The following is a 25077-nucleotide window of genomic DNA, read 5'->3' on the forward strand; positions in this document are numbered from 1 at the left end:
GGGTGGTATCGGACCGGGGCGGTCGTCTGGGTGCGGGGCGTGCCCGCGGGTCAGCCCAGGAGGTGCTTGAGCGCACGCTTCATGAAGTCGGTGCGCATCGCCTGGGTGGTCAGGCCTTCGACCCCGAATCCGGCGAAGACGGTGTCCTTGGTGGTGAGGACGCTGCCTTCCTGGAACGGCTGGTCGCTCCTGGCCCAGTCGCCGACCGAGGAGGCGGAGCCGGGCGGCGGGCCGCTCACGGTCCAGCCGCCGAGGTCGGTCTCGAACGAGGTTTCCGCGGCCGTCGCGCCGTCCGCGGTGACCTTGAAGTCGTCGAGGAAGACGCCGAGGCCCTGGGTGCTCCAGTCGCTGATGTAGGCGATCGAGATCTCCACCTGCTTGCCCGCGTAGGCGGTCAGGTCGATCGACCACTGCTGCCAGCCGCCGGAGGCGCCGGAGGCGGCGTGCCAGGCACCGCTGGTCCCGGTCGGCTCACAGTTGACGCCCTGGTAGCGCTGGGTGAACGGGTGGATCTCCCGCCAGCCGCCGCTGTTCGCGGTCAGGCAGCTCTCCCCGGTGTTCTGGGTGGTGTGCCCGTTCTGGTCGGGGAGGGTGGTCCAGTCGTCCTGTCCGGCGGTGCGCGCCTCGACGGTGAGGAAGTCCCAGTTGGCCTCGGTGTCGTAGGAGGTCCAGAAGGAGAGGTTTCCGCTGGACTTCCCGGTCAGGTCGATGCTCCGGCTGAGCCGCTTGTAGGAGATGTCGGCGAGGCCGCTCGGGACGAACCAGCTCCCGGTGTGCGGGGAGAACGGCGCCCCAGGGCGGTCCCACTGTACGGCCGCGCCCGTCGCGAACTGCGGGAACCGGTCCGGCGGCAGGATCGCCGAGGTGGAGACGAGGGAGGCGGTGTGGTCCTGGTTGTTCGCCGAGTCGCCGCCGTTGAGAGATCCGTTGAACCCGGCGAACCCGTTCGCCGCGCCCTTGAGCGGGAACGGCGTGCCGGTGTTGCCGTCGGTGCCGCCGTCGCTCACGTTGACGTAGGCGCCCAGGTAGTACTGCTGGAAGTCGTTGAGCACCGGAAGGCAGGGCGGATCGGAGGGGACGGCGCACTCGGGCTGGGCGGTGTCGGGCTGGAAGTAGTAGCCGCCGTCGGCCGCCTGGGCGAACGAGGCGTACTTCCCGGAGTGGACGAGTTTGCCGCCTTCGTTGAGGTAGTCGCGTACGGCCAGTTCGATGTCGATGCCGAGCCTGGCCACGGTCCCGCCGACCTGGGTGGTCTCCCGCGGGATGATGTCGTCGCCGGTCTCCCAGACCACCGCCTTGTAGTGGCTCAGCACACCGAGCGGGTGGGGGGCCTTGCGGCCTGCGGCGTCCACGTCGTAGACGTCCGAGGTGTATCCGGCGGCGGTGAGCGCGGTGGCGTGGTCGTCGGCGTACTTGGCGGTCGTCACGCCCTGTACGGGGCTGAGCCCGGTCACGTCCTCGGCGGCGAGGATGAGCACCTTGCCCCCGATGTCGGCGGCGACCCGGTAGGTGAAGTTCGCACTGGTCTTCCGTTTCACCGGGGCGGTGAACCAGACCTTGACGCTGTCACCCGGTTTGGCGTTCTGCACCGTGCCGCGGCGGTAGTGGTAATAGGTGTCGTAGTCCTTGCCGTACCGTTCCCCGCCCTGCCAGGCACGGGTGGTCGTGGTCTTCGTCCTGCCGCCGTTGATCTGGTAGTGCATGAGGACCGGGCCGAGCGACCGCTTCACGTTGACCTGGACGGGCTGGTCGCGGCCGTGGCTGACCTCGAAGGCGTCGACGACGAAGTCGGGCGTGGTGTTGCCGAGGTGGCTGACCGGTTCGGTGGGGTTCGGCGCGGACTTCGCGACGTCCAGGGCGAAGGGGAGGTTCTTCACGAACTGCTCCTGGACCAGGTTCTCGTCGTCGGGGAAGACGAAGCCGCAGCCGTCGCACCCTTCCTCAAGCTCGGGGGTCCACGCCAGGGTGCCGTAGGCGGCGTGCGCGTGGTCGGTCGTCTCCCCGTTCGTGGTGTAGAGCTCGGCCCCGAGGTCGGGGTCGAAGCCCGGCACCGCGGGGTTGGCGTCGGAGCCGGTCAGCGCCTGGTAGATCGGGTCGTCCGCGGTGGCGGTGTTGACCTGCCAGCCCATCGGGTAGAGCAGGAGCGCCCCGTAGGAGTGGTAGTTGACCTGCGCGCGGAACTTGATCCGCCGCAGCAGCCCGTCCATCGCCTTGGTCTCGGGTTCGGAGGCCGGCCCGGGGCCGCGGTAGGTCTCGCTGCTCGGGATCGCGCTCGACCCCTCCTCGTCGTACCCGAAGTTGGTGGGGAAGTTGCGGTTCGGGTCGACGCCGTCGACGCTGGTGATCTGCCCGTCGTTGTTGTTGTCCCGCAGGGTCTTGCGCCAGAGCCGGTTGTCCGGGGAGGCGAAGGTGTAGTCGTACCCGTCGGGGTTGGCCACCGGGACGAACCAGAGCTCGGTCCGGTTGAGCAGGCTCTTGATCTCGCCGGTGTTCTTGTTGGCGATCAGGTACTTCAGCAGCCGCATGTCCACCTCGGTGGAGATCCATTCGCGGGCGTGCTGGGTCGCCGAGTAGAGCACGGCGGGCCGGATTCCGTCGGGGAGGTGCCGCGCGCCCCTGGTCACCTTGACCGCGAGGATGTCCTTGCCCTGTGTCGTCTTACCGATCCGCCGCAGCTCGGTGACGTCCGGATTGGCCCGGGTGATGCCACGGAGCTGGTCGGCGATGCCGCCCGGCTCGGAGTAGGACCGCCACACGTTGAACCCGGAGGCCGCCATGGTCCGCGCGGCCTCAAGCTGGGTCTGACCCGCCTCGTTCCGTACGGGCGACGGCCGCAGACCCCGGCGCTCGAGCTTTTTGACGTCGGCGGGACGCAGGGTGAGCTCCAGGTGCTCCCGGTTGTTCGCGACCCGCTTCTGAATGATCTCCAACCCGGTGAGCTCCAGCTCCTCCGCGGTACCGGGCGCGGCGTCCAGCTGGTACAGCTCGATCCGCTCGTCCTGCGGGAGCGGGTTCACCGGCGCCGCCTGGGGTTGGTTCTGTTTGGCGTCCGCTCCGGTGGCGAAGATCATACTGAGACAGAGCGACACGGCTGCGGCGGCGGACAGGGCCGTTCTTCGGGGGGTTTGGAACACAGGGGTCCTCTCCGTTGTACTCCGGCCTCGTCGCCGGAGTCACGGCTGGCACGATCATCCGAAATATCCGCCTAACTTGCTGTTTGGGCAAGGTCCACGGGATGGCCGGATGCGGACAGCCCGTCCGCCGATTGCGGGCCGGTCGGATTCGTGGCGTAGGAAACCCGCTGGTGCTGTTGATTTTTAAGTGGTATCGGTGGCAGCACCTCATGATCACCTTCTATAGTTCGCTCTGTTCTGTCGGTGCACCGCCCCTGATCGGGGCAGCCGGCAGCCGCCGAATCCCGTACGCGGGAACCGGGGACCCAAGGCGTCATGTGCCGGTGCTAGGGACTTCCCCAGACCAGCACGGTGGGGTGAGTCGGTGCGCTTGCGTGCCGTAGGGCGACTCCTGGCCCGAACCCGTCAGCTAACCCGGTAGGCGTACGAGGAGAGGAGAGCGAGTGAAGCTGGGCCGGGCATGCGCCTTGGCGGTGTCGGTGCTGACGGTGCTCCTGGTGGCGGTCGGACCCGGGGCGGCCGAGCGGCTGGCACCACCGAGCAGGCAGGATCAACTGCGCCAACTCACCAAGGAAGCCGCGGCCCTCTCCAAGGCGTACCGCGGCGAGATCCAAGCCCTCGAAGAGGCCAAGCTGGCCGCGAAGAGGGCCGACGCCCGGGCCGAGAAGGTCGCCAAGGACCTCAAGTCCGCCCGTGTTCAGGTCGCCCAGATCGCCCAGACCACCTACATGGGGGCGAAGGTCGACACCACCATGCTCCTCGCCTTCAACGGCGACGTGCAGGAGGTCCTCGGCCAGGTCGCCACCCTGGAACACCTGGCCCGCAACAAACGCGAACAGATCTCCAGGATGCACAGCCTCTCCCAGCAGGCGATCCAGGCCCAGGAGGCCGCCGACGAGCGGGTCGTCCAGCTCAAGAAGGACATCGCCGAACTCCGCGCCAAGAAGAACGAGGTCGAACGGTATCTCGCCAAGCACGGATACCAGTCCCCGTCCGGCGCGAACGGCCTCACCGCCCGGATGCAGCTCGTCCGCGACCTCACCCTCCAGCAGTTCCCGATGCCCTACGGGTACGGCTGCCTGCGGCCCGGCGACAGCGGCGAACACGGGGTCGGCCGGGCGTGCGACTTCATGCTGAGCTCCGGCGGGCGCGTGCCGAACGCCGCCGACAACGCCCGCGGCGACGCGATCGCCCAGTACTACATCGAGAACGGGCAGCGGCTCGGCATCATGTACATCATCTGGCGGCAGCGCTACTACGACATCCGCACCGGCACCGGCTGGAAAATGATGAGCAACCGCGGCGGCAACACCGCCAACCACATCGACCACGTCCACGTCTCGGTGCTCTAGCCGACCTTCGTCCCGGTACGGCCGGCACGGCGCGAGCCGTACCGGCTTAGGCGCCGCACGGTCTTAGGTGCGGGCCCGATCGTCCCGGAGCTCGGGTCGCTCCGGGAAACACCGGGGTGGACACGGACCCTCGCAAAGGATGCGACATCCGGCCCAGCCGCATTGCCGGGCTCCGGCGGGCTCCCGGGGAGATCGGGTGCCCGCCGATTCACGACTGCTTCGGAAACAGGCGGCGGGGCCGGAACCCCCGTCGAGGATCCGTGTCCAGGCTTCATACAGCTCAGAGGCTGAGGGCGGATGCAGAGACTGGGGGCGGATTCGTCCGCATCTGCTGTGATACGGCGGGTACGGCCCGCGGGCGCACCGGTTGCGGTGGGACACCCCCCGGTCTCAGCCGGGTGGCTCCCCACCGTCGACGTTGATGGGGAGGACGACGCCGGGCCCGTAGACGTACCGCGTCGATCCCGGGACCCGCCGGGCCTCGCGGCGCCGGAGCCGGGCGGAACGCTCCTCCTGCTTGATCCCTTCGGCGTCCGCCCGTACCGCTGCGTCCGCCCGTACCGGCGAAGGACGCCGTTCGAAACCTATCCAGATCAGGAGCCGCCGGGTTAGCGTGCTCACGCCGGGGTGTCCATGCGCCGCCGGACCTCCTCGTCGAGCGTGAGGTCGAAGGCCCCCAAAACCTCCTCCAGCTGCTCCACCCCGCTCACCCCCACGATCGGGATGATCGGCGGGTCGCCTCCGGCGAGCCAGGCCAGCACGAGCTGGTTCGGGGTCACCCCGAGCTCGGCGGAGAGATCGCGCAGTAAGGCGAGACGCCGCGTGGTCCCCGGATGGTCGTACGCCTCAGGCAGGGGCCGGTCCCGCCTGGTGTAGGCGCCGCTGATCAGCGATGTGTAGACCCAGAGGACCAGGTCGGGCTCGTGGCGTACGTAGTCGAGCGTCTCCTCGCCGACCTGTCCCACCGCGCCCTCCGGCAGCGCGGCCCCGGGGCGGGGGCGGATGTAGGAGTGGCGGAGCTGGAGGTTGGTGTAGCCGGTCCGGCCCTGTGCCGCCGAGTAGGCCCGTGCCCGTTCGACCAGCCACGTCCGGTGGTTGCTCGCGCCGAGCAGCCGTACCCTTCCCAGCTTGGTCAGCGAGTCGAACGCGTCCAGCGTCTCATCCAGCGGGACGCGACGATCTTCGATGTGGGCCCAGTAGACGTCGACGTGGTCGGTGCCCAGGCGGCGCAGGCTCCCCTCTATCCCCTGCTTGATCGCGGTGGCCGAGAGTCCCTCCGCGAAGTCCATGGTGCGGTCGCCCGGGACGGTGGGGCGGGCACCCACCTTGGTGCTCAGCACGACCCGGTCCCGGGCTCCCCGGCTCGCCAGCCACTTGCCGATCACGGTCTCGCTTTCGTCCCCGGTCGCGCCCTCATGCCAGAACGCGTAGCTGTTGGCGGTGTCGACAAGCGTGCCCCCGGCGTCGGCGAACCGGTCGAGGATCGCGAACGCGGTCTTCTCCTCGATCAACGTCCCGAACGACATCGCCCCCAGCGCGAGCCTGCTCGCCGGGAAGGACGTCCGGCTGTTTCCCAACGTGATCTGCTGCATGGCCGCAGTCAACAATCTGGAGTGCACTCCAGGTCAAGCCGCGACCGCCGACCCTTCTCCGGTACGGCGCCGACGCGCGTCGCCTGTGTGGCAGGGAACCTGGTGATCGTTGTGCTGTGCGTACCCGTTGTGGGTCGCAGAGCGCAACGATCACGCTGGAGTGGGTGTCGGTGGTTGTTCCGGGTTGAGTCGTGGTTGAGGGTCCGGTACGGCGTCGGCGCGCGTCGCCCGTGTGGCAGGGAACCTGGTGATCGTTGCGGTGTGTGCGCCACCGGGGGGTCACACATCGCAGCGATCATGCTTGGGAGGGCGTCGGAGCGTTGACCTGGAGTGCACTCCAGGTGCCAAGATGAGGGTCTATGAGCCTCTATTCGCCGGGGGAGACTGCGGAAGAGACCGGGTTCAGTCTCGACACGCTGCGCTATTACGAGAAGATCGGCCTGCTGCCGCGGGTGCACCGGAACGCCTCCGGCCAGCGCCGGTTCAGCGATTCCGACCTGTACTGGCTGGCCCTGCTCCGGTGTCTTCGGGTCACCGGTATGCCGATCGCGGAGATGCTCACCTTCGCCGAGCTCACCCGCGACGGCGGCGACGACACCTTCGTCGAGCGCATGGCCCTGCTGAAAGCCCATGACCGCCGCATCGAATCCCAGATCGCCGAGATGCGGGAGAAGCAGCGCGCCATCCGCGAAAAGATCGCCTGGTACGAGGACAACATCCCGTAAGCCCAGGTGAAGGCCACTCAGGCCCGATGGCGCCCCCGCGGACATCGGCCTGAGCGCCTTTCCGCGATGGCCCGCTGCCATCCGGTCACCGGGCTGGCGTGCTCACGCCGGGGTGTCCATGCGCCGCCGCACCTCCTCGTCGAGCGTGAGGTCGAAGGCCTCCAGGGTCTGCTCCAGTTGCTCCACCCCGCTCACCCCCACGATCGGGATGATCGGCGGGTCGCCCCCGGCGAGCCAGGCCAGCACGAGCTGGTTCGGGGTCACCCCGAGCTCGGCGGACAGGTCGCGCAGTACGGCGAGACGCCGCGTGGTCCCCGGATGGTCGTACACCTCGGCCAAGGGGCGGTCCGGACGGGTGTAGGAGCCGCTGATCAGCGATGTGTAGACCCAGAGGACCAGGTCGGGCTCGTGGCGTACGTAGTCGAGCGTCTCCTCGCCGACCTGCACATGCGCACTCTCCGGCAGCGTGGCCCCGGGGCGTGGGCGGATGTAGGAGTGCCGGAGCTGGAGGTTGGTGTAGCCGACCCGGCCCTGCGCCGCCGAGTAGGCCCGCGCCCGCTCGACCAGCCACGTCCGGTGGTTGCTCGCACCGAGCAGCTGTACCTTCCCTTCGTCGGTCAGCGCGTGGAAGGCGTCCAGCGTTTCGTGGAAGGGCACCCCGCGGTCCTCGATGTGCGCCCAGTAGACGTCGACGTGGTCGGTGCCCAGGCGGCGCAGGCTCCCTTCGATGCCCTGCTTGATCGCGGTGGCCGAGAGCCCTTCCGCGGAGTCCAGCGTGCGGTCACCGGGGACGGTGGGGCGGGCGCCCACCTTGGTGCTCAAGACCACCCGGTCCCGGGCTCCCCGGCTCGCCAGCCACTTCCCGACGACCGTCTCGCTCTCGTCCCCGGTCGCGCCCTCATGCCAGAACGCGTAGTTGTTCGAGGTGTCGATGAGCATCCCCCCGGCGTCGGCGAACCGGTCGAGGATCGCGAACGCGATCTTCTCCTCGATCAACGTCCCGAACGACATCGCCCCCAGCGCGAACCTGCTCGCCGGGGAGGACGTCCGGCTGTTTCCCAATGTGATCTGCTGCATGGGCCCAGCCAACAATCTGGAGTGCACTCCAGGTCAAGCCCTTGCCGGACCCCGTCCGGTACGCCGGTCGGCTTGGCCGGGCCGCGATCCCGCAGCCCTCAGAGCCGTACGGCGGGGGCGGGGTTGAGGGGGGACAACGCGGCGGAGAGGTCCGGGTGGGCGGTGAGGAAGTCGCGGGCGACGGGGTCGGTTTCGGCGAGCCAGGCCAGGTGCCGTACGGCGTGCGCGGCGACGTCGTCGAGGTGGATGCGGGCCGGGGAGGGGGACGTGGGGGTCTCGGCGTGCGCGGTGGACGTGTGGGGGACGGGGCGGCCGGGGAGGTCGGGCCGGGGGTCGGGGCACATCGCGTAGGTGAGGACGATGTGGCCGGCCGGGTCGTACCGCCAGCTGGTGGAGTGCAGAAGCGGGTCGCCCGACGGGCCGAGGCCGAGGGCCGCCTGGTCGGGGTGGGTGCCGGGGCGGAGCTCGGTCTGCTGCTGCCGGTAGGTGAGGGCTCCCGCGTCTACCCGGATGAACAGCACTTCCACCACTGGATGCGAACTCATTGCAGCAGCATTCTAGAGGCAGGAGTGATTTCCCTTCGGAACCTCCGCACAAAGTCGTCGACTTAACGACACAATCTGTCGACTGATGTCACACTTTCCGTGACGATCGGACGAGGTACCCCCTAAGAGGCCATGGCAGCCAACAACCTCCCGCTTGAGCCCAACGCCTTCGTCGGCCGTGGGCCTGATGTGGACGAACTCCTGCAGCTGGTGACGGTGTCCAGGATGGTGACGCTCTGCGGGACCGGAGGCATCGGGAAGAGCCGGCTCGCGCTCCGCGTCGCCACCCGGCTGACCGAGGGGTTCCCCGACGGCGTCTGGCTGGTCGAACTCGCCGGGCTCACCGGCACGGATTCGGTGACCGCGCAGCTCGCGGCCGTGCTGCACATCCGGGAGGAGGGCACCCGGCCCCTGGTGGAGACCGTCGTCGACGCGCTGGACGACCGGCACCTGCTGATCGTGCTGGACAACTGCGAATCCATGATCGACGAGTCCGCGCGGCTGGGGATCACGCTGCTCACCCGCTGCCCGCGGGTGTGGATCCTCACCACCAGCCGGGAGCCGCTCCGGGTACCGGGGGAGACGGTGTGGCGGGTGCCGCCCCTGGAGACGTCGGAGGACCTCACCCCGTCGCGGCTCCTCCGATCCGAGGCGGTACGGCTCTTCGCCGCCCGGGCCGCCGCGGCTCGCCCGGACTTCGAGGTGACCGCGGAGAACGTGGTGGAGGTGGCCGGCCTCTGCCGGGCCCTCGACGGGATGCCGCTCGCGATCGAGCTCGCCGCGCCCATGATCCGGTTCCTGTCGGTGGATCAGATCGCCGCGCGGCTCCGCGACCGGTTTCAGCTGCTCGCCGGAGGCGACCGCGGTGCGCCCGAGCGGCAGCGGACGCTGCGGGCCACCGTCGACTGGAGCCACGAGCTGCTCACCGAGGCGGAACGGGTGCTGCTCCGCCGCCTCACCGTGTTCACCGGCGGCTGGACGCTCACCCTGGCCGAGGGGGTGTGCTCCGGCGCGGGGGTCTGGCCGCAGGACGTACTCCGCCTCATGTCCGCGCTGGTCGACAAGTCGCTCGTGGTGGTGGACGGCGAGGCGGGGGGCGAGGCCCGCTACCGGATGCTGAACACCGTCCGGGAGTACGCGGCCGAGCGGCTCGCCGCCTCCGGCGAGGAGGACGGTCTGCGCAGGCGGCACCACGCCAGGCTCGCCGAGCTGGCGGAGCGGGTCAGCTGGGCGATCAGCCCGCGGGCCAAGCAGCCGTGGCCGGTCGTCCGCCGGCTCATCGAGGGGCTGGACGCGATGCGGACCAACGGGAACACGGTGCTCCGCCTGGCGCTCGCGGCCGGAGACCACGAGGCGGCGCTCCGGATCATCCTCGCCCTCCGCCTGCTCTACCTGGGCAGCGGCCGGTACACCGACATCGTCGACTGGCTCGACCGAGTGCTCGCCGACGCCGCGGCCGAGCTCCCGCCGGGGCTCCGCGCCCAGGCCGTGGTGTTCCGCGCCGAACTCGCCCTCGCCCAGGGTGACACCGCGACGGCGCTGGCGTACGGCGAGACGGGCCTCGCCCTGTGCCGCGCGGCGGGGGAGCGGCTGGGGGTCGCCTCGGCCCTCATCCTCCTCGCGACGGTCGCTCCCCGAATGCGGGGCCCGGCGACGGGGGAGGTCCGCAGCGGTACGGACATCGAGTCGCGATCGGCGCCTCGGCGCGAGGTCGTCGAAGACCGGGATGGCTCCGGCGTCTCAGCCGAGAGCGGTGTGCGGACCTCGGTCGGGGGACGCGGCGGGGTCAGGCGCGATCCGCCGGTGGCCGGATCATCGGCCGGTACGGACGACGGGTCCGACCGCCGACCTCGGCACGAGGCCGCCTGCCGCGAATCGGGGACGGGTGCCGGGGTATCCGCGTCCGCCGAGGCGGGGCCCGATCCGCTGGCGGAGGCGATCGAGATCGCCCGTGAGCTGGACGACCCGCGGATCGAGGCGTTCGCGTACGAGGCGCGGGCCAGGCTCGCCTTGGCGGCGGGGCGGCTGCGGGAGGCGCGGGACGCGTACCGGACGGTTCTGGGGATCTCCGACCGGCTGGACAACCGGTGGGGGACGAGCCGCGGGCTGCTCGGGCTGGCCCGGGTGGCGGAGCGGCGGGGGGACTCAGGCGGTGCCCGGGCGCGCTACGAGCAGGCGCTGACCATGATCGACGGGCTGGATGCCCGCGCCGAGATCGTCAACTGTGTGGCGGGCCTGGGGCGGATCGACCTCGCCGAGGGGGCCTGCGACGCGGCGCGGCGCCGGTTCGCCGAGGCGCTCCGGCTGAGCCTCAACACCGGGCAGCGGACGGGCGTCGCCCGGCGGCTGGGGGAGTTCGCCCGGCTCGCCTCCCGGGAGGGGGACCATCGGCGGGCGGTACGGCTCGCCGCCGCCGCCGAGGCGCTCCGCGAGGCGGCGGGGGCCGGACGGGGCCTGAGGGCGGGGGCCGATCTCGATCTGCTGCTCGAACCGGCGCGGAAGGCGCTCGGGGGGCCGCTGGTCACGGTCCTCTGGGACTCCGGGAGTGGGATGACGTTGCGGGAGGCGGTCACCTTCGCACTGGACCCGTCGGCCGGGGACCATGCTGTGGCGGGGCCGGAGTACGGAGCACGCGGATCGGCGTCGCTTGAGCCGGCCCCGGTGGAGGCGGCCTCCGCGGACCGTCCGGCCGATCGGCGGCTGAAGCCCGACAGGTCCGGAAACATCCTGACGAGAAGGGAGCGAGAGGTCGTCGCCTTGATCGCCCGTGGGTTGAGCAACCGCGGCATCGCCGCCGAGCTCGTCATCAGCCCCGCGACCGCCGCCCGGCACGTCGCCAACATCCTCGGCAAACTGGGGTTCGCCTCGCGGACCCAGGCCGCCGCCTGGGCGATCGAACGCGGGATCTCCGATCGCGGTTGATCGGCGATCTACACATGTGCAGGGTGGCGGAATGCACCGGTGAATGGGTGATTCAGGGCATGTGCCCGGGTGGTCCCGGGCCTAGTTTGGAGCGTGTGCTCAGCCGTCCACCCCCTGGGCCGCCAGGGGTGGTTGCCGCGTACAACGGCTGATCATGCACGTTGCGTGCCCCGCGGGAAAGCCGGACGTCACCTCGGAGGGGGGGTGGCCGAAGGCGCGGGGTACGCGGCGGCGGGTCCGGGTCGCGCAGGACCCGGGCCCGCACCCACGGGCCCGGACGGTGTTTCAGCGAGGCCACCGGGCCGGTCCGGGAGACGACGCGCCGGCGCGCTCCGCGGACCGGAAGGACACCGGCCCAGGCATGACACGACGACCCGGCCGATGCCCTGATTCCTCATGGACACGACCCTCGCCCGGATACATCGGTACCTACATGGTTCTGCGCATGCGCCGCCCCCGCGGCGCCCGTACAGTCCGGGCATGACATCCGGGGCGCGGGGCTGTCCGGCGAGTGGCGCGGTGCTCGGCCGGGCGTACGAGCTGGGCGATCGGCCCGCTCTCATCGAGATCGGCGGCGGTGGCGTCCTCGGCGGCCGGACGCTCGCCACGACCGTCGTCCGCGCGGCCTCCGGGCTCCTGCGGTGCGGTGTCTTCCCCGGCTACACCGCGGGTGTGTACGTCGACACGGTGACCGCGCACCTCCTCGCGACCTGGCCGGTCCTGGCGGCCGGAGGCACCGCCGCGACGCTTCCCGCCGCGGCCCCCGCCGAGTGGCTCACCCGGCGGCTGACCCGGTGCGACGCCCGAATGCTGATCACGACCCCGCGGCTCGCCGCCACGGCGCTCCGGCTGGCCGACCGTTCCCGGGTCCGCCGGGTGGTCGTGATCGGCTCGGACCCGGTCCCCGAGACCTGCGCCTACGCCGAACTGCTCACCGGGCCCGGCGAACCGGCCGTCCCCGGCCCCGGGTCCGTACCGCTCCGCGATCCGGCGGCGCACCCGGCCCTGCTCACCGTGGAGGGCCCGCTCAGCCGTGCGGAGCTGGTCGCCGGCGGCCCGGCATCCGGGTTCGCGCTCGGGGAGCTCGGGGAGAAGGACGTGCTCCTGGCGACGTGGCCGCTGGACGGCGGCGCCGCCGTCACCGCGCTGCTGACCGCGGCGCTGACCCGTGGCACCCTGATCGTCGCCGCTCCGGGCCTGCCCGCCGCGAAGCTCCCCGGCGCGCTCCACGACCACGGCGTGACCGTTGCCGCGCTCACCGAACCGATCCCCGCCGAGCACTCCCGCCCCGGCCTTCGGACCCTGCTCCGACCTCGGTGATCCGGTACGGCCTACGGCCGCGAAGGCCCGTACCGGACGGGTCAGGCCAGGGCCTGCGCGGCGAGGGGGCGCAGTTCGTCGGCGTAGCTGACCGAGACGCGGCGCATCACCCCGTCGTCGCCGATGGAGTACTGGCCGAGCCGCCAGAGCGGGGGCGAGTACGCGTGGATGGAGACGGTGCCGTCGACGCGTCCGCTGAGCCGGTGGATGTGGTCCGGGCCGAACGAGAAGGACTCCCCGGCGGGCACCACGGTCTCCACGTGATCGCCGCCGATCCTGGGGTTGCACTCGGTGAGCGACCCCGAGACGACCTTCACCGCGCCGGAGGAGGTGTCGTGGTCGTGCCAGCCGGTGTCGTCCTCGGGGCGCCAGCAGAGCAGCCAGACGTCCACGTGGGCGTCCCGGTAGAGCGAGGCGTAGTGGCGGCCGTCGCCGTCGGCGTTGAACGCGACGTGGTGCGCCCAGAGGTCGGGCTGCGCCGCCAGGTCTTCGACGAGCGTGCGTAACTCGCGTCGGTGCAGTTCCCTGGCGGGAAGCGTGTCCCAGCTCATGATGGTGTTCCTCTCCGCGTGAGCAGCCGGGCCGGATTGTTCACTCGCAGGGCGTGCCCGGCGGCTTCGCCGAGACCGTGCCCGTGGCCGAGTTCGAGCGGGGAGGCGTAGGGGCGGTCGGAGCCGTTGACGATCACGTCGATGCCGAGGACCCGGATCGCCGCGTCGACCGCGCGGGGCCCGTACGAGGAGGTTTCGAGGTAGACGCCGCCGTCCACGACGCCGCGCGGATCGCCGCCGCGGGCGCCGAGCCGTTCCTCGTGCAGGGGCGCGAGCCCGGCGAGCAGGGCGAAGCACACCCGGAGCCGGGGGTGGCGGGGCCGGCCGTAGGCGTGGAAGGCGAACCAGGCCGCGTGCATCTGCTGGACGTACGGCACCATCGCGGCCCACCACACCGGTGTGCCGGTCTGGGGGGAGTCGTCCGGCTTGCCGCCGGTTTCGACGGCGCGGTACGGCGCGCGGCCCCGGCGGGGATCGGGAACCGGCGTGCCGCCCGTACCCGCGTCCGCGTAGTGGAGGCCGTAGAGGCTGGGTGACTGCCTGTGTTCCGGGCTTTCGCGGTTGGCCACGCCGTCGGGGCTCAGGCCGGTGTTTGGCAATGCCACCCCGCCTTCTCCCGATAAATCGGGATTCTTCGGCAGGCGCGGCGCACGAACCGGTCCGGGGTGCACGAAAAGCGGCAGGTCGCGGGCTTCCAGGAGGCCGAGGAGGGGGGCGCAGTGGGCGTACCCGGCGTCGTCGGCGAGCGCGGTGGCCGGGAGCTGGAGCCCGGCGAAGCCCTGGTCGAGCCGGTCGGCGAGCCCGGGTGCGTCGATCTCGCGGAGCCCGGCGGCGGCCCAGGCGCCGAACGGGGCGCCGAGTCCGGCGGCGTCGTCGTGGTAGGCGGCAAGGAGCGGCGCCGCCTCCTCGGGCGGGAGGTACTCGATCCCGAGCGGGCTGGAGAGGGAGATCAGCGCGCGGTCGACCCCGTCGGCCCGGACCAGGGCGGCCCGCCGGTCCGGGTCGTGGGCGACGGGGTCGAGGTCGCTCGGGGGTTCGCCGTCGAGGTGGAGGGTCCAGCCGTCGAGCCTGGGGGGCCTCCTGCGGCGGCGCAGCGCGGCGACGAAGGACTCCGTCCACAGATGCTGATGGACGTCGACCCCACCCCCGCTCACCACGTCATCTCCCTGTTCCTAAGCTTGTTTTGGCTGGTCAAGTTAGGTGAATCGGTTCACTGAACCGATTCAGTAACCAATCTTAGTGAACCGGTTCACCCCGCGCGCTGTCAAGGCGACGACATCCGCGACGTCCGCCCCCGGACCGCGGGTGGCGACGACTAGGCTGTTCGCGTGCCCCAGCCGAGGAAGCGCGCGACGATACGCGAGGTGGCCAAGGCGACCGGCCTGTCCCCCGCCGCGGTCTCCTACGCCCTCCGCGGGATGCAGGTCTCCGAGGAGACGATGGAGCGGGTCCGCCAGGCCGCCGCCGAGCTGGGCTACGAGGCCGACCCGATCGCCCGCGCGCTCGCCAGCGGGCGGACCGGGATGATCGGCCTGCTCTGCGGCTCACTGGAGGACCTCTGGCAGCAGTCGCTCGCCGTGGGCATCGGCCGGGAGCTGCTGGACCGCGATCGGTACGCCCTCATCCTGGACGCCGGAGGCGACCCCGCGCGGGAGATCCTCCTCGCCCAGCGCCTGCGCGACCAGCGGGTGGACGGGCTGATCGTGCAGCCGCTGGACCCCTCCGCCGCCCTCTGGCGCGACCTCGCCCAGGCGCTCCCCGTCGTCTCCGTCGGCGACTCGCTCGACGCCGGGGCCACCGTGGGCGAGGTGGTGTTCGACAACCAGCTGGGCGTCGCGCTCTCCCTTGACCATCTGCACGAGCTCGGCCACCGCCGGCTGGCCGTGCTCACCCCCACCCGCCCCGGCACCCCTGATCGGCCCGCCGACCGATACGTGCTCGCGGCGGCGGAGCGGCTCGGGCTCGACGTCGCCCTGTGCACCTCGCCGCAGGCGCTGGGGGAGGCCACCTCGGTGGCCCGCCGGGTGCTCGCCGGCCCGTCCCGGCCGACCGCGGTGTTCTGCCTCTCCGATTCGATCGCGTACGGCGTCTACGCGGCGGCGGCCGAGCTCGGGCTCGCCGTCCCGGGCGACGTCTCCGTGATGGGATACGACGACCATCCGATGTCCGGGCTGCTCAGCCCCGCCCTCACCACGGTCGACTGGGACATCGCGGGTATCGTGCGCACCGCGGTCGAACTCGTGCTCGCGGCGGCGGACGGCGAGCCCCGCGCCCGCCGTACCGTCCAGGTCCCCTCGCTCCGCAGGCGCGGATCGACCGCCCACCCCGCCCGCTGAGGTTTTGGGGGGCGTCGCGCCGTGTGATGAGCGGCTTGGCGAGGTGGGAGTGGCATGATCGATATTTGCCGTTGAAGGAGCGACGATGAATGATCCCCGTGAGGTGCTGACCCGGTCGGCACCCCCACCCGACCTGGTGATTCGATACGGTTCCTGGCCTGATCACATAATCGACGTACGGCTGCCGCACACCGAGGCGCCGGCCCCTTTGGTCGTCTTGCTGCACGGGGGGTTCTGGCGGGCGGAGTACGACCGCACCCATACCTGGCCCATGGCCGCGGCTTTGGCGGAGCGGGGATACGTGGTCTGCACCCCGGAGTTTCGGCGGATCGGGCACGAGGGCGGCGGTTGGCCGGGCACCTTCGACGACGTCGCCGCGGCGGTGGACGCCCTGCTCGGCCAGGAGGCCGAGGACGCGGAGGCGCCGCAGGGCGAGGCGGAGGCCGAGGGTGAGCCGAGGCGGACGGGTGGGCTGCTGATCCGCGCGGTGGGACGGGACCGGGTGGACCTGCAGCGTGCCGTGGTCATCGGGCACTCGGCCGGCGGCCATCTGGCGTTGTGGTCCGCGGCGCGGCACCGGCTGCCGAAGGGGTCTCCGGGGTTTCGGGAGGAGCCGCTCCCGATCCGCGGGGTCGTCGCGCTGGCGGCGGTGTGCGATCTGGGGGCCGGAAGCGCCCTGGGGTTGGACGACGGGGCGGTCGACGAGCTGCTGGGCGGGTCGCCCGAGGAGCGCGGGGAGCGGTACGACGCGGCGGATCCGTCGCGGCTGGTCCCGTACGACCTTCCGGTGGTCCTGGTGCACGGGGCGCTGGACGAGCAGGTCCCGGTGGGGCAGAGCCGGGGTTTCGCCGCGGCGGCCGGCGGCCTGGTGGAGCTGCGGGAACTTCCGGCGACCGAGCACTTCGGGGTGATCGACCCGCTCTCGCCGGCCTGGCCGCACGTGCTGGCCGCGGTCGCGGAGGCCTGCGACAGGTCACCGTCCGCGCGGCGGTGAGGGGCCGTGGCCCGCGGCCGAGGAGGTCGGCCGCGAACCGGTTCCCCGTCGGTGCGGTCTAGTCGTCGCCGAGCACCAGGCTGAGCAGCCAGCTCACGATGCCGATGATGAGCGCGCCCCAGAAGGCGGCCATGAATCCCTCGACGGCGAACGGGATGTCCAGCCCGTCGGCGATCCAGCTCGTCAGCCAGAGCAGGCCCGCGTTGACCACCAGGGCGATCAGGCCCAGGGTGAGTATGTAGAACGCGCAGCCGATGGTCTTCACGATCGGCTTGATGATCGCGTTGACCAGTCCGAAGATCAGGGCGACCGCGAGGAGGGTGCCGATCTTGGTCGCCGTGGTGTCCGCGTCGACCGTGATCCCGTCGACGAGTTCGGTCGCGGCCCACAGCGCGGCGGCGACGACCACAATCCTGATGAGGATCTTCATGCTTCCGATCCTGGCACGTATTCGGGGTCTCGTGGAGTGGTGAACGGGGTTCGGTCGCCGGATCCGCCGTCGGTTCGGGGGCGCCGGGCGAGGTCCTCCGGTGTTTCACGGAGAAGGTGGTGTTTCGTGCCCATGCCTCCACGCTAAGCGCTGGGACGGTACGGCGTGCGGTCCGCCGGTGAACCCGCGGGGAAAGCCACGGCGGTGGCGCCCAGGAATCCGCGGTTCCCCCGCGGGCAGGACGGACGGCCGCGACCGTGTACGGCGAGCCGCCGGAACGTCCGGCCGTCCCGGGCCGGGCGGGTGGGGGTCCCGCGTCCGCCCGATACGGTGCCGCGCGGCCGGGCCGGCCGTACGGCGGGGGAGTCCGCGGCGGGCTCGTCGCCCTTGGCCGGTCCCCGGCGGCCGAGCAGGGACGCGGCCAGGACGAGCATGAGGATGATCTCCGCGAAGAGCACGGTCCGCTGGGCCAGTCCGTCACTGGTGAGCAGGAGCCCGGCCACGCCGAGCAGGCATCCCCCCGCGATCCAGGTCACGATTCGCGCGGTCGCCTCCAGCTCCGGGATTCCGGCGAGCCTCCGCGCGACCAGCAGCCCGGCGCCCGGGATGCCGAGCAGGGCGGCGCCCGCGCCGTACCGGTGGATGTATCCACTCAAACTCACCACGTCGGCACCGGGGTCGGTGGGGAAGTACGCGGCCAGGAGCAGTCCGAGCGCGGCGAGGGCGAGCAGCCACTGCGCCAGGGGGTGTACCCCCGGGCGGAGTTTGGAGAGCGCCAGCCCGAGCGCGACCAGCCCGGCGGCGAGGGAGGCCATGCTCGCCCCGAGCACGGCGGCCCCGTCCGGGTGGTGCGCGTACACGCTGATGAGCCCGGTGGTGCCGATGGCCATGTGGAGGTAGATCATAAACGCGAAGGCCAGCACCGTCCCGGTGACGGTCAGGCGGGCGTAGGTGCGGGTCACTGCGGCGGTCCTCTTCTTCGTTCGGGGTGTGCATCGAACGTACGGACCGCGAGGGGGGTGAATCGTCCGGCCAGGTGGGGATCTTCCCCCTGCGACTCCGGAGGGAGAACCCCTAGCTCCGCACTGCGTCCCAGGGCGTCGGCGGAGCGGAGGAGTGGTACCTGAGGAGGAGGCGATCTGGGCCGTCGGGAGGGTTGACCACGCCGACCTGCGGCGATGCGGCCGCTTCGGATCGGCGGGACGTCATCTGGGGGAGTATGCCCCTAAGGGGGGTCACCCCCCGGGTTCATGGTCGAGGAGTGAGTAAGCCCCGTACCCGTTCCACGGCGTCCGATCGGCGGGCCACCTGGGGCAAAGGCAAGACCCGGCCTGCGGGGCAGGCCGGGTCACGGGGTCAGCGGAGGGATTTCAGCGAGGAGATCACCGTGGTGATGTCCCGCCAATGGCGGCGGTGGGTGTCGGGAATGCTCATGAAGATCATGGCGGGCCGCTTCTTGCCCACGTTGACCAGGCCGACGGCGGAGACGGACTCCCTGCTCTTCCCCTTGACCGTGTACTTCGCGGTGAAGACCAGGAGCCAGCCCTTGCGCTTGCCCGCCTTGAGCTCCTGGGAGGCGCGCCAGGAGACGGTGGTGCCCTTGGGGTGGAAGCGGAGCGTCCAGCGGGCGATGTCGGCGGCGGCCAGCCGGAGGTTCTTCTGCGGCTCCAGCGGCATCGGGGCCGAGGCGATCCAGGCGGGGGCCTTGTCGCGCAGGGTGCCCTTGAGGAAGCGCTTGTGCGCGAACGGCGAGGGCGGCGCGGTGCCCCAGGGGCTGACCAGTTTGGCGTAGGAGATGCCGGTGCGCCGGTCGGTGATCCGCCCCTTGGCCTTGGTGGCCTTGCCGGGCAGGGCGCCCAGCCGCTTCTTCGCCGGCGGCGGGGGAAGCTTCTCCACACCCGGGGGCTTGGCGGGGGTGACGGTCGGGGTCGGCGTGGGCCCGAGGCCGCCGGCCGAGCCCGGGGGGAGGGTCACGGTGGCGATCGGCGTCAGGGTCACCGAGGTGCCCGGCGAGGGAACCCCCGCGGCCAGCGGCACCGGGGTCGCCTGGGGCGGGGCGTCGGTGGGCGACGGGGGGACCGAGCCCGCGGACGGGGAGGGCAGGGCCCTGTTGCCCAGCGGCGCGGCGGCGACCTTGTCGTCGGCGGACGGCCGGTTGATCAAGAAGAAGGCGACACCGACCACGGCGACCACGGCCACCCCGCCCGCGACGAGGCGGTAGATGACCCGCATGGGCAGATCGCCGATTCGAGTCCGCTTTGAGCTGCGGGGATCCGGCTGGGGCGCCGGCTGCGGCGGTTCTTCGACCTTGATCCGGGGAAGCGGGGTGGTCTCCGCTTCGGCGAGCACGTAGGTCGGCTGCCATTTGGATCGGTCGGTGTTGTTCCATTCACCCGGCTCGTCTGACACGGCGGGAGCTTACGGCAATCCGACCTCATTCCGGGCCTGGTCAAATCACGCTTTGAGAACGAAGAACCCGACGAACAGTGGCAGAGGTGGCTAACCCCACCTTTCACTTCAACCTCATGAGATACCACCACGAATCGTCAATTTGGGTGTCAGTGCCCTCCTCGCGGTCGGCGTCGGTCGGCGTGTGGTGGTTTGGGTGACGGCGGCGGGTGCGGTGTGTGGGTGATCGTTGTGGTGTGCGGCCCCCAAGGGGTGCGGACAGCGCAACGATCACTGGGCCGTACGGCTGGGGCGGCGGCTGGGTCGGGTGGTGGTGGCCTGTGCTTCGGCGGTTGGCGCGGTGGTCTGCGGGGTGCGTTTCGCGGCAGGCCGGCGGCGGAAGGTAGCACGGTGATTACGTGGTGAAGTCGCCGGGTTTGGTCGGGCGTGGGACCGGCGGTCCGGTGGGGCGGGAAGCAGGCGTGTCAGGGGGCCTTTGGGGGGTGCGTAGGGAACGCGTCAAGGTTCATGTGGTTCGCATATGGAACGCGTTAAGACAAGGCAAATGTCCCTTTTGAGGATGTTTGCTCAGTCTGGGCCCATGGGGGACGGGCTCGGGAGCGGTCGTCCGGCCACTCCCGTCGTGGCGCATCCGGGGCGCCTTCCCACACAAGACAAGGACTGAAGAACCAGATGGGTGACGTGATCTTCATCGTCCTGACAGTGGCGATCTTCGCCCTGTTCGGGCTGGTCGTGAAGGCGGTGGAACGGCTGTGAGGAGTAAGCACGCCGACTCACGCCCCGCCTCGCTCCGGGATCGGAGCGTTCGATGACACCGGACAACCTGATCGGCCTCGTGCTCGCCGTGGGCCTGGTGGTCTTCCTGGTCGCTGCCCTGCTGTTCCCGGAGCGGTTTTGAAATGAGTACAGCCTGATGAACCCCACACTGGCAGGGATCCTCTTCATCGGATCCCTCGTCCTCGCCCTGGCGCTCGTGTACCGCCCCTTCGGCGGCTACATGTACCGGGTCTACACCGGAACCGGGCACCTCGCTCCCGAGAAGTTCATCTACCGCCTCATCGGCGTCAAAGCGGACTCCGAGCAGCGGTGGGGCACCTACGTCCGGAGCATCCTCGCCTTCTCCCTGGTCTCCGTTCTCCTCCTGTACGGCCTCCAGCGGCTCCAGGACAAGCTGCTGTTCAACCTCGGCTTCGACCCCGTGGTCGACCACGTCGCGTGGAACACCGCGATCAGCTTCGTCACCAACACCAACTGGCAGGCCTACTCCGGTGAGTCCACCATGGGGTACCTCGTCCAGATGGCCGGGCTCGCCGTCCAGAACTTCGTCTCCGCGGCGGTCGGCATGTCCGTGGCGATCGCCCTGGTCCGGGGCTTCGCCCGGAGCAAGACCGACCTGCTCGGCAACTTCTGGGTGGACCTGGTCCGGGGGACGGTCCGGATCCTGCTGCCGATCGCCTTCGTCGGCGCGCTCGTCCTGGTGGCGGGCGGCCTGATCCAGAACTTCAACGGAATCCAGACGGTCGCCACCCTGGCGGGCGGCGAGCAGAGCATCACCGGCGGTCCGGTCGCCTCCCAGGAGGTCATCAAGGAGCTCGGCACCAACGGCGGCGGCTTCTACAACGCCAACTCCGCCCACCCGTTCGAGAACACCACGAGCTGGACCAACTGGTTTGAGATCTTCCTGATCCTGGTGATCCCGTTCACGCTCACCCGGACCTTCGGCCTCATGGTCAAGGACAAGCGCCAGGGCTACGCGATCCTCGCCGTCATGGCGACCCTCGCCATCGCCAGCGTCACCCTGGTCAACCTCGCCGAGATCTCCCACAACGGGACCGTGCCGCAGGCGGTGGGCGCCGCGACCGAGGGCAAGGAGGTCCGGTTCGGCGTCTCCAACTCGGCGACGTTCGGCGCGGCCACCACCCTGACCAGCACCGGCGCGGTCAACTCCTTCCACGACTCCTACACCGCGCTCGGCGGCGGCATGCTCATGTTCAACATGATGCTGGGCGAGGTCGCGCCCGGCGGGGTCGGCGCGGGCCTGTACGGCATGCTCATCCTCGCCGTGATCGCGGTCTTCGTCGCGGGGCTCATGGTCGGCCGGACCCCCGAGTACCTGGGCAAGCGGATCGGTGCCCGCGAGATCAAGTTCGCGGCGCTGTACTTCCTGGTCACCCCGGCCCTGGTGCTGATCGGTACGGCGGCCGCGATGGCCTCGCCGGAGCAGCGGGCGAGCATGCTCAACACCGGCCCGCACGGTTTCTCCGAGGTCCTCTACGCCTTCACCTCGGCGGCCAACAACAACGGTTCGGCCTTCGCGGGCATCACGGTGAACACCCCGTGGTACGACACCGCGCTCGGCCTGGCCATGGTGTTCGGCCGCTTCCTGCCGATCATCTTCGTGCTCGCCCTCGCGGGCTCCCTCGCCGCCCAGCAGCCGGTGCCGGTCTCCGCGGGCACGCTCCCCACCTATCGGCCGCAGTTCGTCGGCCTGGTCGTCGGCGTGACGGTCATCCTCGTCGCCCTGACGTACCTGCCGGCGCTCGCCCTCGGCCCGCTCGCAGAAGGAATTCGCTGACCATGACGACCCAGGTCCTCAACACTCCCCCGGAGAAGGCCCCGGTCGGGCGGGTCCGGGCCGGCCTGCTCGATCCCAAGCTCATGCTGACCTCGCTCCCCGACGCGTTCCGCAAACTCAACCCGGCGACGCTGTGGCGCAACCCGGTCATGCTGATCGTGGAGATCGGCGCCTTGTTCACCACCTACCTCGCGATCAAGGATCCCTCCTTCTTCTCGTGGTCGATCGTGGTCTGGCTCTGGCTGACCGTCCTGTTCGCCAACCTCGCCGAGGCGGTCGCGGAGGGACGCGGCAAGGCGCAGGCGGCCACGCTCCGCCGTACCAAGCGCGACACCCTGGCGCGCAGGCTCCGGGGCTGGAAGCCCGGCGGCAGCACCCCCCGGGACGCCGCGGTCGACGTGGTGGGCGGCCCCGACCTCAAGCAGGGCGACTATGTGATCGTCGAGGCGGGGGAGCTCATCCCCGGCGACGGCGACGTGGTGGAGGGCATCGCCACCGTCGACGAGTCCGCGATCACCGGGGAGTCGGCGCCGGTCATCCGGGAGTCCGGCGGCGACCGGTCCGCCGTCACCGGCGGCACCAAGGTGCTCTCCGACCACATCGTGGTCAAGATCACGCAGAGGCCCGGCGAGAGCTTCATCGACCGGATGATCGCCCTCGTCGAGGGGGCGAACCGGCAGAAGACGCCGAACGAGATCGCGCTCAACATCCTGCTCGCCGCAATGACGATCATCTTCCTGCTCGTCACGGTGACGCTCCAGCCCCTGGCGATCTACGCCAAGGCGCAGAACCCCGGCGTCCCCGACTCCCTGGCCATCACCGCCGACGGCGTCACCGGCGTCGTCCTGGTGTCACTGCTGGTCTGCCTCATCCCGACCACGATCGGGGCGCTGCTCTCGGCGATCGGCATCGCCGGCATGGACCGCCTGGTCCAGCGGAACGTCCTGGCCATGTCGGGCCGGGCGGTCGAGGCCGCGGGCGACGTCAACACCCTGCTGCTCGACAAGACCGGCACGATCACCCTCGGCAACCGGCAGGCCTCGGAGTTCATCCCCGTCCAGGGGGTGTTCGCCGCGGACCTGGCCGAGGCCGCCCAGCTCTCCAGCCTCGCCGACGAGACGCCGGAGGGCCGCTCGATCGTCGTCTATTCCAAGGAGCAGTACGGCCTGCGTGAGCGCGAGATGATCGTCGGGGACACGGGGGAGCCGACCGCGGAGCCCGTACAACTCCACTTCGTCCCGTTCTCGGCGACGACCAGGATGAGCGGCGTCGACACGCCCGACCGGCAGATCCGCAAGGGCGCGGCGGCCGCGGTCATGCGCTGGGTCCGGGAGAACGGCGGTGACACGGGCAACGTGGGCACGCTGGTCGACGGGATCAGCGCGAGCGGCGGCACGCCGCTGGTCGTCGCGGAGCTGCCGCAGGGCGGTACGGCCAGGACGCTGGGCGTCATCCACCTCAAGGACGTCGTCAAGGCCGGCATGCGGGAACGCTTCGAGGAGATGCGCCGGATGGGCATCCGGACCGTCATGATCACGGGCGACAACCCGATGACGGCCAAGGCGATCGCCGAGGAGGCGGGGGTCGACGACTTCCTCGCCGAGGCGACGCCCGAGGACAAGATGGCACTGATCAAGAAGGAGCAGGAGGGCGGCCGGCTGGTCGCGATGACCGGGGACGGCACCAACGACGCCCCCGCCTTGGCGCAGGCCGACGTGGGCGTGGCGATGAACACCGGGACGTCGGCGGCGAAAGAGGCCGGCAACATGGTGGACCTCGACTCCAACCCCACCAAGCTCATCGAGATCGTCCAGATCGGCAAGCAGCTGCTGATCACCCGGGGCGCCCTGACCACCTTCTCCATCGCCAACGACATCGCCAAGTACTTCGCCATCATTCCGGCGATGTTCGCGGTGGTCTATCCGGGCTTGGACGCGCTCAACATCATGCGTCTGGCGAGCCCGCAGTCGGCGATCCTCTCCGCGGTCATCTTCAACGCGGCGATCATCGTGGGGCTGATCCCCCTGGCGCTGCGCGGAGTGAGGTACGTCCCCAAGAGCGCGTCCAAGCTGCTCAGCCGGAACATCTCCGTCTACGGAATCGGCGGGATCATCGCCCCGTTCATCGGTATCAAACTCATCGACCTTGTGATTCAGTTCCTTCCGGGGATGTCCTGACATGCGCATGAACAGTTGGATTCGTCAGCACTTGGCAGCATTGCGGGCGTTGCTCGTGCTCACCGTGCTGCTCGGAGTCGCCTACCCGGCGGCGGTCTGGGCCGTCGCCAGGGTCCCCGGCCTCAACCACAAGGCCGAAGGCTCCCTCATCTCGGTCGACGGGAAGACCGTCGGCAGCGAGATCATCGGCCAGTCCTTCACCGACGCGGAGGGCAATCCCCTCAAGCAGTACTTCCAGAGCAGGCCGTCGGCCGCAGGAGCCGGCTACGACCCGCTCTCCACCGCCGCGAGCAACCTCGGCCCCGAGGACGTCCTCGACACGCTCCCCATCCCGGGTGCCAAGGACGATGAGGGCAACCCGGACGAGGGCAAGCAGAGCCTGCTCACCCAGGTGTGCGCCCGGAGCAAGGCGATCGGCGAGCTCGAAGGCGTCGACGGCGGGCGCCCGTACTGCACGCAGGACGGGGTCGGCGCGGTGCTCAAGGTCTTCCCGGACCGAGCCGTCAGCGTCAACCAGGCCTGTCCGGCCACGCCGTTCGTCGCCGCCTACCAGGGGCGCCCGGTGGAATGCGGTAAACCTGGCGAAGACTACGCGAGCGGCCGTACTGTACCGATAAGGGGGAACATCAAGGCTGTGGTCCCGCCCGACGCGGTCACCGCGAGCGGCAGCGGCCTCGACCCGCACATCACCCCGGCCTACGCCGAGCTGCAGGCCCCCCGGGTCGCCACGGCGCGGGGGATGGACGTCGGCAAGGTGCGGGAGCTCATCGCCGAGCACACCGTCACCCGGACGCTCGGCTTCATGGGCGAACCCGCCGTCAACGTCCTGGAGCTCAACCTCGCCCTGGACCGGGCGAAGGCCGGCTCCTGACCGGCGGGACACCGGCGGGTCGAGTAGAGGAGGAGATCGACCGGAGGGGAAACCGGACACCGGTGTA

The 25077-nt window shown here is 70.7% G+C and carries 20 protein-coding genes and 1 riboswitch; of the genes, 10 read left to right on the forward strand and 10 right to left on the reverse strand.

Going from position 1 to position 25077, the window contains the following annotated elements:
* Window positions 1-50 precede the first annotated feature (50 nt).
* Window positions 51-3071: a M14 family metallopeptidase gene (locus RUR_RS23895; RefSeq protein WP_283137405.1), complete on the reverse strand. Its 3021-nt coding sequence runs from the start codon at window positions 3069-3071 to the stop codon at window positions 51-53.
* 328 nt (window positions 3072-3399) lie between these two features.
* Window positions 3400-3574: riboswitch (cyclic di-AMP (ydaO/yuaA leader) on the forward strand.
* A 3-nt stretch (window positions 3575-3577) separates the two neighbouring features.
* On the opposite strand from RUR_RS23895, the gene RUR_RS23900 reads away from it, so the two are divergent.
* Window positions 3578-4486 (forward strand): coiled-coil domain-containing protein, encoded by a 909-nt coding sequence (locus RUR_RS23900; protein WP_283137406.1) that lies wholly within the window; start codon window positions 3578-3580, stop codon window positions 4484-4486.
* Between the two features lie 390 nt (window positions 4487-4876).
* Here the strand turns inward: RUR_RS23900 and RUR_RS23905 are convergent, their stop codons facing one another.
* On the reverse strand, window positions 4877-5107 hold the full coding sequence (locus tag RUR_RS23905) for a hypothetical protein (protein ID WP_283137407.1): 231 nt from the start codon (window positions 5105-5107) through the stop codon (window positions 4877-4879).
* Window positions 5104-6078 carry an aldo/keto reductase gene (locus RUR_RS23910; protein WP_283137408.1) on the reverse strand — a complete coding sequence of 325 codons (975 nt, stop codon included), beginning with the start codon at window positions 6076-6078 and terminating at the stop codon, window positions 5104-5106. Before RUR_RS23910 ends, RUR_RS23905 begins: the two co-directional genes overlap by 4 nt.
* A gap of 359 nt (window positions 6079-6437) precedes the next feature.
* On the opposite strand from RUR_RS23910, the gene RUR_RS23915 reads away from it, so the two are divergent.
* Window positions 6438-6803: a MerR family transcriptional regulator gene (locus RUR_RS23915; RefSeq protein WP_283137409.1), complete on the forward strand. Its 366-nt coding sequence runs from the start codon at window positions 6438-6440 to the stop codon at window positions 6801-6803.
* Window positions 6804-6905: 102 nt separating this feature from the next.
* Here RUR_RS23915 and RUR_RS23920 read toward each other — a convergent pair whose 3' ends face one another.
* Window positions 6906-7880 carry an aldo/keto reductase gene (locus RUR_RS23920; protein ID WP_283137410.1) on the reverse strand — a complete coding sequence of 325 codons (975 nt, stop codon included), beginning with the start codon at window positions 7878-7880 and terminating at the stop codon, window positions 6906-6908.
* Between the two features lie 98 nt (window positions 7881-7978).
* Window positions 7979-8425 (reverse strand): hypothetical protein, encoded by a 447-nt coding sequence (locus RUR_RS23925; protein WP_283137411.1) that lies wholly within the window; start codon window positions 8423-8425, stop codon window positions 7979-7981.
* 132 nt (window positions 8426-8557) lie between these two features.
* Here RUR_RS23925 and RUR_RS23930 point away from each other — a divergent pair, with 132 nt between their 5' ends.
* Together RUR_RS23930 and RUR_RS23935 are read left to right on the forward strand one after the other, a co-directional pair.
* Window positions 8558-11347 carry a LuxR C-terminal-related transcriptional regulator gene (locus RUR_RS23930; protein WP_283137412.1) on the forward strand — a complete coding sequence of 930 codons (2790 nt, stop codon included), beginning with the start codon at window positions 8558-8560 and terminating at the stop codon, window positions 11345-11347.
* Between the two features lie 480 nt (window positions 11348-11827).
* Entirely contained in the window at window positions 11828-12667 is an 840-nt protein-coding gene (locus tag RUR_RS23935) for an AMP-binding protein (protein WP_283137413.1), read from the forward strand.
* Window positions 12668-12708: 41 nt separating this feature from the next.
* On the opposite strand, the gene RUR_RS23940 is transcribed toward RUR_RS23935, so the two are convergent.
* Entirely contained in the window at window positions 12709-13218 is a 510-nt protein-coding gene (locus RUR_RS23940; protein WP_283137414.1) for a cysteine dioxygenase, read from the reverse strand.
* Window positions 13215-14375, reverse strand: a complete 1161-nt coding sequence (locus tag RUR_RS23945) for an amidohydrolase family protein (protein ID WP_283137415.1) — start codon at window positions 14373-14375, stop codon at window positions 13215-13217. Before RUR_RS23945 ends, RUR_RS23940 begins: the two co-directional genes overlap by 4 nt.
* Before the next feature lie 171 nt (window positions 14376-14546).
* Here RUR_RS23945 and RUR_RS23950 point away from each other — a divergent pair, with 171 nt between their 5' ends.
* The gene (locus tag RUR_RS23950; RefSeq protein WP_283137416.1) at window positions 14547-15554 is read left to right on the forward strand and encodes a LacI family DNA-binding transcriptional regulator; all 1008 of its coding nucleotides are present in this window, start codon (window positions 14547-14549) and stop codon (window positions 15552-15554) included.
* A gap of 85 nt (window positions 15555-15639) precedes the next feature.
* Entirely contained in the window at window positions 15640-16548 is a 909-nt protein-coding gene (locus RUR_RS23955; RefSeq protein ID WP_283137417.1) for an alpha/beta hydrolase family protein, read from the forward strand.
* A 58-nt stretch (window positions 16549-16606) separates the two neighbouring features.
* On the opposite strand, the gene RUR_RS23960 is transcribed toward RUR_RS23955, so the two are convergent.
* The 3 genes from RUR_RS23960 to RUR_RS23970 all read right to left on the reverse strand — a co-directional run bounded on the left by RUR_RS23960 (window position 16607) and on the right by RUR_RS23970 (window position 19387).
* Complete coding sequence (locus tag RUR_RS23960; RefSeq protein WP_283137418.1) at window positions 16607-16978, reverse strand: phage holin family protein; 372 nt, start codon at window positions 16976-16978, stop codon at window positions 16607-16609.
* Between the two features lie 143 nt (window positions 16979-17121).
* Window positions 17122-17940 (reverse strand): DUF998 domain-containing protein, encoded by an 819-nt coding sequence (locus RUR_RS23965; protein ID WP_283137419.1) that lies wholly within the window; start codon window positions 17938-17940, stop codon window positions 17122-17124.
* Between the two features lie 394 nt (window positions 17941-18334).
* Window positions 18335-19387: a hypothetical protein gene (locus RUR_RS23970; RefSeq protein ID WP_283137420.1), complete on the reverse strand. Its 1053-nt coding sequence runs from the start codon at window positions 19385-19387 to the stop codon at window positions 18335-18337.
* 808 nt (window positions 19388-20195) lie between these two features.
* On the opposite strand from RUR_RS23970, the gene kdpF reads away from it, so the two are divergent.
* Genes kdpF through RUR_RS23990 form a run of 4 tightly spaced genes read left to right on the forward strand, consistent with a single transcriptional unit; the run spans window position 20196 to window position 25010 of the window.
* Window positions 20196-20285 carry a K(+)-transporting ATPase subunit F gene (gene kdpF / locus RUR_RS23975; protein ID WP_283137421.1) on the forward strand — a complete coding sequence of 30 codons (90 nt, stop codon included), beginning with the start codon at window positions 20196-20198 and terminating at the stop codon, window positions 20283-20285.
* Between the two features lie 15 nt (window positions 20286-20300).
* Window positions 20301-21962, forward strand: a complete 1662-nt coding sequence (gene kdpA / locus RUR_RS23980; RefSeq protein ID WP_283137422.1) for a potassium-transporting ATPase subunit KdpA — start codon at window positions 20301-20303, stop codon at window positions 21960-21962.
* Window positions 21963-21964: 2 nt separating this feature from the next.
* Window positions 21965-24139: a potassium-transporting ATPase subunit KdpB gene (kdpB, locus tag RUR_RS23985; protein WP_283137423.1), complete on the forward strand. Its 2175-nt coding sequence runs from the start codon at window positions 21965-21967 to the stop codon at window positions 24137-24139.
* Between the two features lie 7 nt (window positions 24140-24146).
* Entirely contained in the window at window positions 24147-25010 is an 864-nt protein-coding gene (locus tag RUR_RS23990; protein ID WP_346349068.1) for a potassium-transporting ATPase subunit C, read from the forward strand.
* The last annotated feature ends 67 nt before the right edge of the window (window positions 25011-25077 follow it).

The organism is Rhizohabitans arisaemae, from assembly GCF_025996515.1.
Lineage (GTDB): Bacteria > Actinomycetota > Actinomycetes > Streptosporangiales > Streptosporangiaceae > Rhizohabitans > Rhizohabitans arisaemae.